The following is a 14,909-nucleotide window of genomic DNA, read 5'->3' as shown; positions in this document are numbered from 1 at the left end:
CGAGGAAGCTTGGTAGCGCCGGAGGCCGATCAGGGGTCTCCCGCCAGGACTCGTCCACGGAGAGCCTCCAGCTCCCGTCGTAGGACACATGGGCCGACGACCATTTCACCTCGACGTTCCGCGATGAGTTTCGGGCGGTTCGCGAGTCCAACCAGGTGAACCGAACGACAGGAGGCCTGAAGTGGGCGAGCGAGTGAGTACGGGGGTCACCGGCGTCAGGACCGTCGGCGTTCCCGTCACCGACCAGGACCGTGCCGTCGAGTTCTATGTGGGCACACTGGGACTGGAGAAGCGGCTGGACGCGTCCGTAGAACAGCTCGGCGGGCGATGGATCGAGGTGGCGCCGACGGGAGCGACGACCACGATCGCGCTGATCCTGGCGGCTCCCGGAACGGCGGTCGGCGTCGAGACGGGCGTCCGGCTCGGCACGGCGGACGCGGCGTCCCTGCACAAGGAGCTGGTGGAGCGCAAGGCCGACGTGGACGAGCTGCTGCGGTGGGAGGGCGTCCCGCCGATGTTCGCCCTCCGTGACCCGGACGGCAACGGCCTCGAGATCGTCGAATAGCGGAGAGGGGAACCTGCGATGAGTGGCGCTACGCGAGCGGATGACGTGGTCCAGGAGCTGGACAAGGAGTTCACCGCGACACTGGTCAAGAGCCCGAACAAGGGTGGGTGGACGTACGTCGTGATGCCCGGGTCCGCCGAGTTCTTCGGCACCCGGGGACTGGTGAAGATTCGGGGGACCATCGACGGTCACCCGTTCCGGAGCTCGTTCATGGCTCTGGGGGACGGCACGCACAAGCTGCCGGTGAAGAACGACGTACGGGAGCTGATCGGGAAGGGGCCTGGGGACAGCGTCACCATTCGCCTGCTGGAACGAATCAAGTAACGGGGTGCAGGGAGTGCGAGTGTCTGTCGGCCTCCTTCGGCTCGGCTGCACCGGGCCGCATCTCCAGCCTTTGCGGGCCAGAGGACGGTAACCAGTCCGGGCCCTTGTCTCCATCCTGGTCCGATCGGTCAATGGGACAGGTGGGAGGTTTCCGTCGAAGTCCGGCAGTCGATTGCGGCCGCCTGACCGGCCAACTTCCATGGGTGTCATGACCGTCACTCGTGAGGAGATCAGCGCCGTCCTCATTGTCCGGCTCGGTGCCCAGCGGAACGTGCACGCCGACATTGGCATCCAACAGCGCATGAACGTACGTCGCCTCATATATTCGACCGCTCTGGCAGCCCCGGTTCTGTACGCCGCGGTCAACATGACCGCGCTCCAGCTGATCGCCCATCCGACGGGAGAACTCAATCCCTGGTACGAAGAGCCATGGAATGACATGCTGCTGGAACAGCTGGAGCAGGAGGTCACGCATGCGCGGAATGTCACGCTCGGCATCACCCTGGTCCTGGCCGCCGAGGCGATTCTCATCGCCGTGCTCGACCGGCTGAACCATCGATCACCCTCCAGGTCCACCGTGCCGACCGGCGTCTGGTTCATCCTGTACGAACTGACTCTGGTCATGGGAGCGCTGCTCTCTCCCCTGACACGGGTTTGGCTGCTCAATGACGATGGCGATCTTGAGATGATGGCTCCCGAGTGGCATTCTCCGGCGTTGATCGCCATTCCCGTCCTCACTCTTATAGGCCTGATCGCTTGGATGTCCGGCCCGCCGGATGCCGTACCGGGTCCGCGCGATGAGCGGTGAGGAGGTCGGCGTGCCTTGGGGAAGGCGGCGCGCAGGCTTGATCCGTTGACGATGAAGGCGACCGCGGTGCACGAGACCTCCGGCCGTTCGAGCTACACCCACTTCCGCTTTTGCCTTCAAGGCCACGGACACTCGGATCACGCCGCGGCTCGAAGAGGTCATCGCGGTCGCCTGGAGGAGGCCAGTGGATCTGCCTTCCGCGTGCCTCGCGGACAGCGTCGCCGCGATATGACCGAGGGAGAATGGCAGCCATGACCGTCATAGGGTTCGGTGGGGAGCCTTCGTTAGCGAGCGACTTCGGGGTTGTGCGCGGAGTGGTGCCGTCATGTTTCGAGGGGTGAGGCGGCGGGCTGTTTTGACGACTCTGATCCTGGTCGTCGTGGGTGTCCTGGTGGTCGCATGCGTCTTCTTTCTTCCCGCCTGGATCGTCCGGCACGACCTTGGGAGCGGTTCGTCAGGGTTTTCGGCCGGTGACCGGCTCAAGGCCATCAACGACGTACGGGTGACCCTGTTGCAGGGGTTGGCCGCGCTGGTGGCGCTGGGGAGTGTTGCGCTGGGCGCCGTGATGACGCTGCGCCAGATCCGGGTGAGCCGGGAGGGGCAGTTCATCGATCTGTTCACCAAGGCCATCGACCAGTTGGCGAGCGATCACGTCGGAACGCGGATGGGCGGTGTCTACGCGATGGAGCAGATCGCGGGTGCCGCGCCGCACTACCGCGGTCACGCCGCCGCCCTGCTGGCCTCCTTCGTCCGGTTGCACGCGCCCTGGCCGCCAAGCCGCCCGACGCAGGAGGTCGACCTTGAACGGAAGCGCTATCACGGAGGGCTGCGCGACGATATCGGCGCGGCGATGGCGGTGCTCAGCCGACGAACGATGGTCCTTCCAGGCGACAGCATCGAGCTGGAGAAGATCGATCTACGGGCTGCCGACCTGGCCGGGTACGATCTGAGCCGATTCTGCTTCGCCGGATCCAACCTCGAGGGCGCGATCCTGACCGGATGCAACCTCACGGAGGCCACCTTCGCCGGCGCCATCCTGCGGAACGCCGACCTGACCGGCGCCGGTCTTTCTGGAGCGGATCTGAGCGATGCCGATCTCGCAGGGGCTGTCGGCATCGATTCGGGTCGGGCGGAGCCGACTCCGGCTGACGGTCGTGGTGCGGCTGGAGGGCCCTAGAGCGGGGCCCATGGCAGCTGGTGAAACCAAGGGGAGCGCACCGAAACAACGACGCCGGGCTCTCTGTCCCTCACCCCGCCGGCGTGGGCGATCCCCTGAAGCCGACCTCTAAGCGGAGCGCCTGCGTACCGATTCCTTCTCTTCTGGCGGCAGGGCCTCGGCGACCAGCAGCCGCGGCAGTAGTTCCGGCTCCAAGGTCATCGCACGGAAGACCAGCGCGACGCTCACATCATGATCGGGCCGGTGCACGATCTCGACCGGGTCACCGGCGCGGATATCACCGGGCTCGATCACGCGCAGGTACGCGCCCGGCCGTGCGGCCTGTGTGAAACGCTTGATCCAGCCGTCACGCTCCAGCCAGCCCTGGAAGGTCCCACACGGGATCCGCGCGCACGACACCTCCAGGACGACGTCCGGCCCGATCCGCCAACGTTCACCGATCAGGGCACCGTTGACGTCCAGACCCAGACTTGTGAGGTTCTCCCCGAAGACGCCGTTTGTGAGCGGCCTGCCCAACTCGGCCTCCCAGGTGTCGAGATCCTCGCGGGCATACGCGTAGACGGCCTGGTGAACACCACCATGGTTCTTCACGTCGTACACCCGATCGCCGGCGAGACCGACCTCACCGGTGCCCTTCGGGCCCGGGGCTGTCACAGCGACCGGGCCGTGGACGGGCCGCTTGTCGATGCCCGTCGCGCTCAGGCCCTTCCAGGGGTTGGGCCGGGGGCTGCCGATGTTGACGGAGAGGAGCTTCATAAGGCGTGACGGTACGGCCCTCATCCACGCTCTCGCGACTGATTTCTCCTGGACCCGTTGGAAGCTCGTCGCGGGCCCCCGCAGGGCGCCGGCCGAGTTCCCCACCGCGCGAGGACCGCGCCTTCAGGCGATCCGGGCGAAGCGTCCCCCATGCGAGGATCGTGCCCCGGGGATCCGTACGGGGCTCAGCGGCGGTCGTCGTAGCCGGGGTCGACGGTTTCGGGGGAGAGGCCCAGGAGGGTGGCCACTTGTTCCACCACCGTGTCGTGGACCATGGCGCCGAGGGTGTCCCGGTCTCTGGCGCGTGCTTCGAGCGGGCGGCGGTAGACCACGATCGACGCCGGGTTCTGGCCGCTTGCGGCGTCGGCGCGGCCGAAGGGGATCGGGTCGGTGCCCAGGCTCGGGCCGTCGCCGAGTTCGCTCAGCGGAGGGACCTCTTCCACCGCGAACTCCACCGCCGACAGCTGGCGCTCCCAGCGGGGGCGCAGGCGGTCGACCGCGTCCAGCACGAGGTCGTCGAAGCGCTCGCTCCGGGACTTGGCCATGGGCACGTGGGAGGGAGCGAGCGGGCCGCGGAGGCCACGACCGTGGCGATCGCGCCGTCTGGGACCGCGCTTCTGTGTCACGCAAGCAAGTGTACGGGGATGGCCTGTCGATTCTGAGGAACGGTGTCACCTCTCCGCACCTCTGGGTGATGTTCCGAGGTTCTGGGTGGTTGTCGCCACCGTGAAAGGTCGTGGGGCGCTGAGGCGTCGGCTGTAGCCCGGCCTTCGGGTGGGGTGTCGGGGTGCCGGTCGTGCTTCGGCGTTCGGGTGGGCCGGGGTGTGTGATCTCTGGGGGTAGGGTGCGGCGTTGCCGCTCCCCACCGCGCGTTGATCCCCTTAGGCTCTGAGGATGCGTCACCGCTCACCACCTCTACGTGATCCCCCAAGGTCCGGAGGGCCGGTGTCTTCGGGGCATGTGGGTGGAAAGGCTGCGACAGGTGTCCGAATTGTGGCGACACGCTCGTTAAGAGCGCTCAGATAGTGGCGCCTCGCACACTTACCAGATACGGTCCCTCCGTGAGCCCCGTCCGCCGCTGTTCCCGCACCGCCTGCAGTCAGCCTGCCGTCTTCACGCTCACGTACGTATACGCCGACTCGACCGCTGTTCTCGGCCCCCTGGCGACGTACGCGGAGCCACACTGTTACGACCTGTGCGCCGAACATGCCGAGCGGTTGACCGCTCCCCGAGGCTGGGAAGTGGTACGGCTGCCGACGGACGGCAACTCCCCGAGTTCCGACGACCTAGAGGCGCTGGCCAACGCGGTCAGGGAGGCCGCGCGGCCCACGCCGTCCGGCGGTGGTGAGCCGGTCGGTCAGGGCGTGGAGGTCGGTCGCAGGGGGCACCTGCGCGTTCTGAGGTCGGCTCAGCAGCACCGCGACCGGTAGGCTCGATTACGCCGGAGAATCGACCCAAGGGCGGAGCTGGAGAGTGGGCGACCTCGCCAAGATCTTCAAAGCGTACGACGTTCGCGGAGTGGTGCCCGAGGAGCTCGACGAGCCGACCGCCGAGGCCGTGGGGGCTGCCTTCGTCGAAGTGACCGGGGCCGAGTCGATCGTGGTCGCGCACGACATGCGCGAGTCCTCGGTTCCGCTGGCGGAGGCGTTCATCAGGGGCGCCCGTTCGCGTGGCGCCGACGTGGTGCACGCCGGGCTGGGCTCCACCGATCTGCTCTACTACGCCAGCGGCAGCCTGGGGCTGCCCGGGGTGATGTTCACCGCCAGCCACAACCCCGCCCGCTACAACGGCATGAAGATGTGCCGGGCCGGTGCGGTGCCGATCGGCGGCGACACGGGGCTCATCGACATCCGTGACCGGGCCGCCGAGCTGGTGGGCGTCACGGCCACCCCCGGCGGGTCGGTGATCGAGAAGGACCTGCTGCAGGGCTACGCCGACCACCTGCGCACGCTCGTCGACCTGTCGCGCATCCGGCCGCTCAAGGTGGTCGTCGACGCGGGCAACGGCATGGGCGGGCACACCGTCCCGGCCGTGTTCGAGGGGCTGCCGATCGAGCTGACGCCGCTCTACTTCGAGCTGGACGGCGACTTCCCCAACCACGAGGCCAATCCGATCGAGCCGCAGAACCTCGTCGATCTCCAGCGGGCCGTGGTCGAGAGCGGGGCGGACCTGGGGCTGGCGTTCGACGGTGACGCTGACCGGTGCTGGGTGATCGACGAGCAGGGGCGGTCGGTCTCGCCGTCGGCCGTCACGGCGCTGGTCGCGACGCGGGAGCTGGCCAAACATCCCGGCTCGACGATCATTCACAACCTGATCACGTCGCTGGCCGTCCCCGAGATCGTGCGCGAGCAGGGCGGGGTGCCCGTGCGCACGCGCGTCGGGCACTCGTTCATCAAGGCCGAGATGGCCCGCACGGGAGCCGTCTTCGGCGGTGAGCACTCGGCCCACTACTATTTCCGCGACTTCTGGTTCGCCGACTCCGGGATGCTGGCGGCGCTGCACGTGCTGGCCGCGCTGGGTGAGCAGGAGCGCCCGCTGTCGGAGGTGGTGGGGGTCTACTCGCGCTACCACGCCTCCGGCGAGGTCAACAGCACCGTGGCGGACCAGGGCGACGCGTTGCGGCGGGTGCGGGAGGCGTTCGCGGCGCGGGGGGAGTTCGACGAGCTCGACGGGCTGACCGTGACCGGGCCGGACTGGTGGTTCAATGTGCGGGCGTCCAACACCGAGCCGCTGCTCAGGCTGAACGCCGAGGCGGCCGACGAGAGCACAATGAGGGCGATCAGGGACGAGGTCCTCGCCATCGTGGGAAGGGTGTCAGAGTGAAGATCGACGACTGGCTGCTGGAGATCCTGGCCTGTCCGGCCTGCAAGGCTGCCTTGCGTGCCGAGAACGAGGCCGAGGAGCTGGTCTGCACGGGCTGCGGCCTGATCTATCCGGTACGGGATGACATCCCCGTCCTGCTCGTCGACGAGGCCAGGAAGCCGTGACCTGGGAGCCGGAGCGGCTCGACGACCAGCGTCACCTCAGCGAGGCAGATCCCGGCGGGATGCTGCCGGCGGTCGCCTCCTCGGCGGCGCACGTACGCACCGGCTACCGCACCGCGGTCGAGGCCCGCGTCGGCCGCCTGGCCGACCACGGGCGCCCGCGCGCCATCGTGGTCGCGGGCATGGGCGGCTCGGGCATCGTCGGCGACATCCTGGCGGCGATCGTCGGCAACGGCGCGCCGCTGCCGATCGTCACGCTGCGTTCCTACCAGCTCCCCGGCTGGGTGGGCGCCACAGACCTGGTCGTGGTCGTGTCCGGCTCCGGCGACGCCGAGGAGACGGTGTCCGTCGCCACCCAGGCGGTCCGGCGCGGATGCGCGCTGCTCGGCGTGGGCGCCCCCGGCTCCCCGCTGGAGGCCGTCGCCACCCAGGCCTCGGCGATCTACGTGCCGGTGCCGGTCACCGGCCCGTCCAGGGCGAGCCTCTGGCTGCTGGCCGCCCCGGTCATCGTGGCCGCCGCCGCGCTGCGGCTCGTCCAGGCCGACGCCGACCTGTTCGAACGGGTGGCCAAGACGCTGGAGGACATGGCGCACCGGTGCCGGCCGTCCAGCGAGTCGTTCATCAACCCCGGCAAGTCGCTCGCCATGGATCTGGCCGAGAGCGTGCCGATGATCTGGGGGTCGTCGCCCGTCGCGTCGGTGGCGGCGTACCGGCTGGCCTGCCAGCTCAACACCAACGCGAAATACCCCGCCGTCCACGGCGAGCTGCCCGAGGCCGGCCACAACCAGGTCGAGGTCTTCGACGGGCCGCTGGCCGAGCGCGACATCTTCGCCGACACCGCCGGGCGCACGCTCAGGCTCGTCGTGCTGCGCGACGTCGAGGAGCATCCCCAGGTGGCGCGGCGGCGCGAGACGTCGGTACGGCTGGCGCGGGAGCGCGACGTGCCGGTGACGGAGCTGTCGGCGGAGGGCGAACATCCGCTGGAACGGATGGCCACGCTGATCGCGCTCGGCGACTACGCGAGCACGTATCTGGCGCTCGGATATGCCATCGATCCGACCCCTGTGTCAGCGATCACTGAGCTGAAGGCCAGAATTTCGCAATAGGATCCCTTTTCAGGCCTTTGTACGTGATCTTTATGAGTGGAGAAGACCGGTGAGCGCGAGCGGCGGTACTAAAGCGATCATTGCGGCCTTGACCGCGAACCTGGCAATCGCCGTGTCCAAATTCGTGGCCGCGTTCTTCACCGGGTCGTCCTCGATGCTGGCGGAGGGCATTCACTCGGTCGCCGACTCGGGCAACCAGGTGCTGCTGCTGGTGGGCGGCAAGCGGGCGGCCAGGGCCAGCACGAAGGAACACCCGTTCGGCTACGGTCGCGAACGTTACTTCTACGCCTTCGTGGTGGCCGTCGTGCTGTTCACGATCGGCGCGGCGTTCTCGATTTACGAGGGCATCCACAAGCTGTCCGCTCCGGAGCCGGTGGAGGCGCCGATCTGGGCGTTCGCGGTGCTGATCTTCGCGATCATCGCCGAGGGCTTCTCGTTCCGCACGGCCATCAAGGAGTCGAACGCCGTACGCGGCAAGCTGTCGTGGGTCGCGTTCGTCCGCCGGTCCAAGTCGCCCGAGCTGCCGGTCATCCTCCTGGAGGACCTGGGCGCGCTGCTCGGTCTGATCTTCGCGCTGTTCGGCGTGACGATGGCGGTCATCACCGGTGACGGCACCTGGGACGGCATCGGCACCCTGATGATCGGCGTGCTGCTGGCCGTGATCGCGGTGGTGCTGGCCATGGAGACCAAGTCGCTGCTGGTCGGCGAGGGCGCCACCCCCGAGATGGAGGCCCAGATCCGGTCCGCGCTGGAGGGCTCGCCCGAGGTGGCCAGGGTCATCCACATGCGCACGCTGCACCTGGGCCCCGAGGAGCTGCTGGTGGCGGCCAAGATCGCGGTGGCGTACAACGACACGGCGGCCGAGGTCGCGAAGGGCATCGACGAGGCCGAGCGGCGCATCCGCGAGGCCGTGCCGATCGCCCGCGTGATCTACCTGGAGCCCGACCTGGACCGCCTCCGCAGCAGCACCTCCGCCTCCTGACGTTCACGACGTGAGCTGGGCCGGGCGGAGGCGCGGGAGGCGCAGCCGGGGCCTGCGGGGCCGGCCCAGGGTGATGAACGCCTCGGCCTGCAACGCCGAGACACCGATGCGGGGCAGGTCGCGGGCGTTCGGATAGACCACGAAGCGGGGCTCCCAGATCGGCCGGAACTTGGCGTTGAACCGGTACAGCGACTCGATCTGGAACCAGTGCGACAGGAAGATCAGCAACGCCCGCCACGCCCGCAGCACTGGTCCGGCCCCGAGGCGCTCCCCGCGGGCCAGGACCGCGCGGAACATGGCGAAGTTCAGTGAGACCTGCGTGATGCCCAGGGCCGGCGCGGCCTGGAGGGTCTTGACGATCAGGAACTCGTTGAGCCCCGGATCGGCGCCGCGGTCGCGCCGCATCAGGTCGAGCGAGATGCCGTGCGGCCCCCACGGCACGAAGTGCAGCACGGCCTTGAGCTCGCCGTCCTTGTGGGCGGTGGCCACCAGGCACTGGGAGTCGGCCGGGTCGCCGAAGCGGCCGAGCGCCATGGAGTAGCCGCGCTCGGTCTCGGTGCCGCGCCAGGAGTCGGCCGCCTGCCGGACGCGTTCGCGCTCCTGGCCGGTCAGGTCGGCGCTGCGGCGCACGTGGCACGTGTAGCCGTTCCGCTCGGTCCTGTTGACCATCTGGCGGACGTTGCGCATGGCGCGACCCTCCAGCGTGAAGTCGGCGACGTCGACGATGGCCTCGTCGCCGATCTCCAGCGCGGACAGCTTGGCCTCGCGCGTCCACACCTCGCCGCCGGTCTCGCCGCAGCCGATGACGGCGGGCACCCAGGCGTGCCGCCTGGCCTCGTTCATGAACACCTTGATCGCCGCCGGCCACGCCTCGCGGTCGCCGATCGGGTCGCCGCTGGCCAGCATGACCCCGGACACGACGCGATAGGCGATGGCCGCCTTTCCCGAGGGAGAGAACAGGACGCTCTTGTCCCGCCGCAGCGCGAAGTAGCCGAGCGAGTCGCGTTCGCCGTGCTGGGCGAGCAGGGCGCGCAGGCGCCGCTCGTCGTCCTCGGTGAGCTCGGCGGCCGGGCGCTCGGGGCGCAGCGCCAGGTAGAGCGTGGAGACGGCGGTGAGCGTGCCGAGCGCGACCAGGGAGAAGTAGACCAGGTCGGAGATTCGCTCGACGGTGAACGTGACCGGGCCCTCGATCCCGACCAGGCCGAGCAGGACGTGTTCGAGGCGGTCGAGCACGCTCGGATGGCCCACGATCACGTGCGGGCGGGCGCTGATGATGAGGTAGCCGAGGCCCACGTCGATGGCGCCGAGCACGAGCAGGTTTCCCAGGGCGCGCCAGCGCGAGCGCGGGTCGGGCAGCGCGGAGAACTCGCTCCTGCCCCACACGAGCAGGACCAGCAGGGCGAGGCTGATCACGGCCGAGGCGGGACGCAGGTGGACGAAGCTCACGGCGGCGCTCACCGGGAGCAGCAGCACGACCGCGCGCCAGGCGCGCACCTTCCCGCGGCGCAGCGCGTGCGCGAGCATGATCAGCATGATGCCGACGACCAGGGAGGACGCTCGGGCGAAGGTCGTGACGATGCCCGGCAGGATGTCCGTCCACACACCCATGCGGCTGTGCTCGAAACGGGGGAACACCGCCTTGCTGATGTCCAGCAGGCCGACCACCAACGACGCGTAGGCGGCGACGGCACGAATCCAGGAGCGCTTCACACTCCGAGATTGAAGACCCGGCCGGGTAATCTCCATGTTAACTCCCTGCTTACGGCCCTCCCTGTATTCCATGCCTCATGGGACTGAACTCAATCGGCCTGCTGGTCACCTTCTCGGTGCTGGCTGTGGCGGCGCTGGCGACGACGGTGTGGCTGTGGCCACGGCTGAGCGCGGCGCGCCTGAGCGCCGTGCTGGGCCGGGTGGGCGCGCTGACCGTCTGCCAGGCGTTCACGCTGGCCGCCCTCGGTCTGGCGGTGAACCAGTACTTCGCCTTCTACAGCTCCTGGAACGATCTCCTGGGCACCGACACGGGGACGGCGCCGATCACGGTCGCCGCCTCGGGGCTGCAGGTGCTGAGCACCCGCTCGGTGCCGGGCGGGCGGATCGAACAGGTGATCATGCCGGGGCCGTCCACGCGCCTGAGCGAGGAGGCGTACGTGTTCCTGCCCACGGCGTACCTGAAGCACACCACGGAGCGCTTCCCCGCGATCATCGCGCTCACCGGCTACCCGGGGGATCCGCGGAACCTCATGACCCGGCTCGACCTGCCCGGCCGGATGGCGAAGGCGATCGCCCAGCACCAGGTCAAGCCCACGGTCCTGGTCATGATGCGGCCCAGCGTGGTACTGCCGCGCGACACCGAGTGCGTGGACGTGCCGAACGGGCCGCAGATCCAGGCGTACTTCACGAACGACGTCAAACATGACATGACCACTCACTACCGGGTGGCGGAGGGCCGGGACTCGTGGGGCATCCTGGGCGGCTCGACCGGCGGCTACTGCGCGCTCAAGATCGTCATGAGCCATCCCGACCAGTTCTCCGCGGCGGTCTCGCAGTCGGGCTACTTCAAGACGATCGTCGACAGCACCACCGGTGACCTGTTCCACGGGGACAAGTCGGTCGAACAGCGCAACGATCTGATGTGGCGGCTGGCCAACCTGCCCGCGCCGCCCGTGAACGTGCTCGTCACCAGCAGCAGGAAGGGGGAGAGCGACTATCCGGCGACCATGAGGTTCCTGAGCGCGGTGAAGCCGCCGATGCGGGCGTCCTCGCTGATCCTGCCCAGCGGCGGGCACAACTTCAACACCTGGAACCGCGAGCTCCCGCAGGCCCTCCCGTGGCTGGCCCAGCAACTCGTCACCCCCGCCGCCTGAATGGTCAGCGGCCGGAGGGGCGCAGGAGGCGCAACGCCTTCTCCTTCTCGAAGTCCAGGGCCCGGCGCGGCACCTGGATCCGCCCGATCCGGATCCCGAGGTCGCGGACGGCCGCCGCCACCGTGGGCTCGCTGAGCACCCGCAGCGCGAAGGCCAGCTCCGCGGGTGAGACGTCGAACTGCTTCTCCAGCTCCACCCCCTGCGCCACCGCCGCCAGCTCGTCGGGCCCGAACCGCCGGTGCGCCCCCTGCTCCCGCACGGGCGGCAGCAGACCGAGTGCCTCCCGATATCGGAGCATTCGAGGGGACATGCCGAGCCGCTTCGCGGCCTCCGTGATACGCATTCTTACATTCTTACGTCAGTTTCGGCCGCCCCGAGATGCGCACCCCTCGTAGAGCCACCTAAACTCGTCGGGACAACCATCAGTGACGCGAGGGGAAACCCGATGGACTTCAAGGTCGCAGACCTTTCACTTGCCGACTTCGGCCGCAAGGAGATCCGGCTCGCCGAGCACGAGATGCCCGGCCTCATGGCGATTCGCAAGGAGTACGCGGCCTCCCAGCCCCTTCGCGGTGCGAAGATCATGGGCTCCCTGCACATGACGATCCAGACGGCCGTCCTCATCGAGACGCTCGTCGCGCTCGGCGCCGAAGTCCGCTGGGTCAGCTGCAACATCTTCTCCACGCAGGACCACGCCGCCGCCGCGGTGGTCGTCGGCCCCAATGGCACCACGGACGACCCGCAGGGCGTGCCGGTGTTCGCCTGGAAGGGCGAGACGCTGGAGGAATACTGGTGGTGCACCGAGCAGGCCCTCACCTGGCCCGGCGGTGACGCGCCCAACATGATCCTCGACGACGGCGGCGACGCCACGCTGCTGGTGCACAAGGGCGCCGAGTACGAGAAGGCGGGCGCCGTGCCGGCCGCCACGGCCGACGACCCGGAGGAGTGGCACGTCATCATCGACCTGCTCACCCGCACGGTCGGCGACGACAAGCGGTGGACCAAGATCGCCGAGAGCATCAAGGGTGTCACCGAGGAGACCACGACCGGCGTGCACCGTCTCTACGAGATGCACAAGAACGGCCAGCTCCTCTTCCCGGCCATCAACGTCAACGACTCGGTCACCAAGTCGAAGTTCGACAACAAGTACGGCTGCCGCCACTCCGTCATCGACGGCCTCAACCGCGCCACCGACGTGCTCATCGGCGGCAAGGTGGCCGTGGTGTGCGGCTACGGCGACGTCGGCAAGGGCTGCGCCGACGCGCTGCGCGGCCAGGGCGCCCGCGTCATCGTCACCGAGATCGACCCGATCTGCGCGCTCCAGGCGGCCATGGACGGCTTCCAGGTGACCACGCTGGACGAGGTCGTCGGCATCGCCGACATCTTCGTGACCTCCACCGGCAACTTCAACATCATCACCGCCGCCCACATGGCGAAGATGAAGCACCAGGCGATCGTCTCCAACATCGGCCACTTCGACAACGAGATCGACATGGCCGGCCTCGCCAAGCAGCCCGGCATCACGAAGAACAACATCAAGCCGCAGGTCGACGAGTGGGTCTTCGCCGACGGCCACTCGATCATCGTCCTCGCCGAGGGCCGCCTGATGAACCTCGGCTGCGCCACCGGCCACCCGAGCTTCGTCATGTCCAACTCGTTCACCAACCAGGTGATCGCGCAGATCGAGCTGTTCGCCAAGACGGCCGAGTACCCGATCGGGGTCTACACGCTGCCCAAGCACCTGGACGAGAAGGTCGCCCGCCTGCACCTCGACGCCCTGGGCGTCAAGCTCACCGAGCTCACCAAGGAGCAGGCCGCCTACATCGGCGTCCACGTCGAGGGCCCCTACAAGTCCGACCACTACCGGTACTAAATCGTCTTGAGCTCCGGGAGGTGGTTTCTCGCCTCCCGGAGCTTTCCGCTATAACCCGTTTTTACGGCTGCGCACGGTGGGCCGCACGCGCCGACGTCAGTGGCCGTCCGTCATGGCCGGTCGTGAAGGCTCACGGGTCGCTCGCCGTGACGACGCGTGTTCTTGGCCGTCTTCTTCGCTCAAAGGGCTGGCATGGATCTCTGGGAAAGTGGCGAGCGGCAGATCTCCTGGGCCGCTCGTTCGATGCCGGTGTTGACCGCGATCGGAGAGCGGTTCGGCATCGAACGGCCGCTGGACGGGCTGAAGATCGCCGCCTGCCTGCACGTCACCGCCGAGACGGCCGTCCTGATGGGCGCGTTGAAGGCGGGCGGGGCCGAGATCGCGCTCGCCGCGTCCAACCCCCTGTCCACGCAGGACGACGTGGCCGAGGCGCTGCGGGTTTACGGGATCTCCGTGCACGCGCGGGCCGGCGTCGATCGGGCCACCTACTACCGGCACATCCACCAGGCGCTCGACCTCGAGCCCGACCTCGTGCTCGACGACGGCTGCGACCTGGTGAACATTCTCCACACCGAACGCACCGACCTGCTCGAACACGTCACGGGCGGGTGCGAGGAGACCACCACCGGGATCATCCGGCTGCGGCAGATGGCCGCCGAGGGCGCGTTGAGGTTCCCCGTCGTGGCGGTGAACGACACCCGGACCAAGCGCATGTTCGACAACCGCTACGGCACCGGGCAGTCCACGCTGGACGGCATCATGCGCGCCACCAACGCCATGCTGGCCGGGCGCACGGTGGTCGTGGCCGGGTTCGGGTTCTGCGGGCGGGGTGTGGCCGAGCGGGCCAAGGGGTTCGGCGCGCGGGTGATCGTGACCGAGATCGACGCCGTGAAGGCGCTCGACGCGACCCTCCAGGGATACGAGGTCCGGCCCATGGCGCAGGCGGCGATGCTCGGCGACCTCTTCGTCACCGTGACCGGCAACCGCGACGTGATCAGGGCCGAGCACCTGTCGGTCATGAAGGACGGCGCGATCCTGGCCAACGCCGGGCACTTCGACGTGGAGATCGACGTGCGCGCGCTGGACGAGCTGGCCACCGAGGTGCACCGCGGGGTGCGGCCCAACACCGACGAGTACGTGCTGCCCGACGGCCCCAGGCTGCTGCTGCTCGCCGAGGGCCGGCTGGTCAACCTCACCGCCGCCGAAGGCCATCCCGCGGCCGTCATGGACATGTCGTTCTCCGCGCAGGCCCTGGCCGTGGTCTGGCTGGCGGGCGAGCGTTCCCGCCTCGATCCCGGCGTCTACGACGTCCCGGAGGAGATCGACCACGAGGTCGCCAAGCTGAAGCTGGCCGCGGCCGGGATCGGCATCGATGAGCTCACGCCCGAGCAGGAGGAGTATCTCCACTCCTGGAGGGTCGGCTCCTAGAGGGGCCCGAGGGGGCTGTGGGGTTGGCGTGGCCGATGATAT

At 68.7% G+C, this 14,909-nt stretch carries 16 protein-coding genes; 12 read left to right on the top strand and 4 right to left on the bottom strand.

The window, feature by feature from the left end; translation table 11 throughout:
• The first annotated feature begins 181 nt into the window (after positions 1–181).
• From ACIHFD_RS20700 to ACIHFD_RS20685, 4 genes are all read left to right on the top strand, one after another.
• On the top strand, positions 182–565 hold the full coding sequence (locus ACIHFD_RS20700; RefSeq protein ID WP_397368288.1) for a VOC family protein: 384 nt from the start codon (positions 182–184) through the stop codon (positions 563–565).
• A gap of 18 nt (positions 566–583) precedes the next feature.
• Complete coding sequence (locus tag ACIHFD_RS20695) at positions 584–889, top strand: DUF1905 domain-containing protein (protein ID WP_397368287.1); 306 nt, start codon at positions 584–586, stop codon at positions 887–889.
• Positions 890–1,097: 208 nt separating this feature from the next.
• On the top strand, positions 1,098–1,697 hold the full coding sequence (locus ACIHFD_RS20690) for a hypothetical protein (protein ID WP_397368286.1): 600 nt from the start codon (positions 1,098–1,100) through the stop codon (positions 1,695–1,697).
• A gap of 355 nt (positions 1,698–2,052) precedes the next feature.
• Positions 2,053–2,874, top strand: coding sequence for a pentapeptide repeat-containing protein (locus ACIHFD_RS20685; RefSeq protein ID WP_397368285.1), 822 nt, complete (start codon positions 2,053–2,055; stop codon positions 2,872–2,874).
• Positions 2,875–2,982: 108 nt separating this feature from the next.
• Here the strand turns inward: ACIHFD_RS20685 and ACIHFD_RS20680 are convergent, their stop codons facing one another.
• Both ACIHFD_RS20680 and ACIHFD_RS20675 read right to left on the bottom strand, forming a co-directional pair.
• Complete coding sequence (locus ACIHFD_RS20680; RefSeq protein ID WP_397368284.1) at positions 2,983–3,630, bottom strand: MOSC domain-containing protein; 648 nt, start codon at positions 3,628–3,630, stop codon at positions 2,983–2,985.
• Positions 3,631–3,815: 185 nt separating this feature from the next.
• Positions 3,816–4,175: a metallopeptidase family protein gene (locus ACIHFD_RS20675; protein WP_397368283.1), complete on the bottom strand. Its 360-nt coding sequence runs from the start codon at positions 4,173–4,175 to the stop codon at positions 3,816–3,818.
• Positions 4,176–4,691: 516 nt separating this feature from the next.
• On the opposite strand from ACIHFD_RS20675, the gene ACIHFD_RS20670 reads away from it, so the two are divergent.
• From ACIHFD_RS20670 to ACIHFD_RS20650, 5 genes are read left to right on the top strand one after another with little or no spacing between them, the layout of a single operon-like run.
• Positions 4,692–5,060 (top strand): DUF3499 domain-containing protein, encoded by a 369-nt coding sequence (locus ACIHFD_RS20670; RefSeq protein WP_219466545.1) that lies wholly within the window; start codon positions 4,692–4,694, stop codon positions 5,058–5,060.
• Between the two features lie 43 nt (positions 5,061–5,103).
• On the top strand, positions 5,104–6,453 hold the full coding sequence (locus tag ACIHFD_RS20665; protein WP_397368282.1) for a phosphomannomutase/phosphoglucomutase: 1,350 nt from the start codon (positions 5,104–5,106) through the stop codon (positions 6,451–6,453).
• Positions 6,450–6,617 (top strand): Trm112 family protein, encoded by a 168-nt coding sequence (locus tag ACIHFD_RS20660; RefSeq protein WP_185070977.1) that lies wholly within the window; start codon positions 6,450–6,452, stop codon positions 6,615–6,617. The genes ACIHFD_RS20665 and ACIHFD_RS20660 overlap by 4 nt, the downstream gene beginning before the upstream one ends.
• The gene (locus ACIHFD_RS20655) at positions 6,614–7,720 is read left to right on the top strand and encodes an SIS domain-containing protein (RefSeq protein WP_397368281.1); all 1,107 of its coding nucleotides are present in this window, start codon (positions 6,614–6,616) and stop codon (positions 7,718–7,720) included. Before ACIHFD_RS20660 ends, ACIHFD_RS20655 begins: the two co-directional genes overlap by 4 nt.
• Before the next feature lie 49 nt (positions 7,721–7,769).
• A complete protein-coding gene (locus ACIHFD_RS20650) occupies positions 7,770–8,702 on the top strand; it encodes a cation diffusion facilitator family transporter (RefSeq protein ID WP_350728389.1) in 933 nt (310 codons plus the stop codon).
• A gap of 3 nt (positions 8,703–8,705) precedes the next feature.
• On the opposite strand, the gene ACIHFD_RS20645 is transcribed toward ACIHFD_RS20650, so the two are convergent.
• A complete protein-coding gene (locus tag ACIHFD_RS20645; RefSeq protein ID WP_397368280.1) occupies positions 8,706–10,412 on the bottom strand; it encodes a phosphatidylglycerol lysyltransferase domain-containing protein in 1,707 nt (568 codons plus the stop codon).
• A 77-nt stretch (positions 10,413–10,489) separates the two neighbouring features.
• Here ACIHFD_RS20645 and ACIHFD_RS20640 point away from each other — a divergent pair, with 77 nt between their 5' ends.
• A complete protein-coding gene (locus ACIHFD_RS20640; protein WP_355190768.1) occupies positions 10,490–11,566 on the top strand; it encodes an alpha/beta hydrolase-fold protein in 1,077 nt (358 codons plus the stop codon).
• Positions 11,567–11,570: 4 nt separating this feature from the next.
• On the opposite strand, the gene ACIHFD_RS20635 is transcribed toward ACIHFD_RS20640, so the two are convergent.
• Positions 11,571–11,909, bottom strand: coding sequence for a MerR family DNA-binding transcriptional regulator (locus tag ACIHFD_RS20635; protein WP_192790205.1), 339 nt, complete (start codon positions 11,907–11,909; stop codon positions 11,571–11,573).
• A gap of 102 nt (positions 11,910–12,011) precedes the next feature.
• Between ACIHFD_RS20635 and ahcY the strand changes: the two genes are divergently transcribed.
• Positions 12,012–13,439, top strand: a complete 1,428-nt coding sequence (ahcY, locus tag ACIHFD_RS20630; protein WP_397368279.1) for an adenosylhomocysteinase — start codon at positions 12,012–12,014, stop codon at positions 13,437–13,439.
• Between the two features lie 192 nt (positions 13,440–13,631).
• Positions 13,632–14,867, top strand: a complete 1,236-nt coding sequence (locus ACIHFD_RS20625) for an adenosylhomocysteinase (protein ID WP_397368278.1) — start codon at positions 13,632–13,634, stop codon at positions 14,865–14,867.
• The last annotated feature ends 42 nt before the right edge of the window (positions 14,868–14,909 follow it).

It is taken from the genome of Nonomuraea sp. NPDC051941 (assembly GCF_044593615.1).
This window is presented reverse-complemented; position numbering and strand designations above follow the sequence as displayed.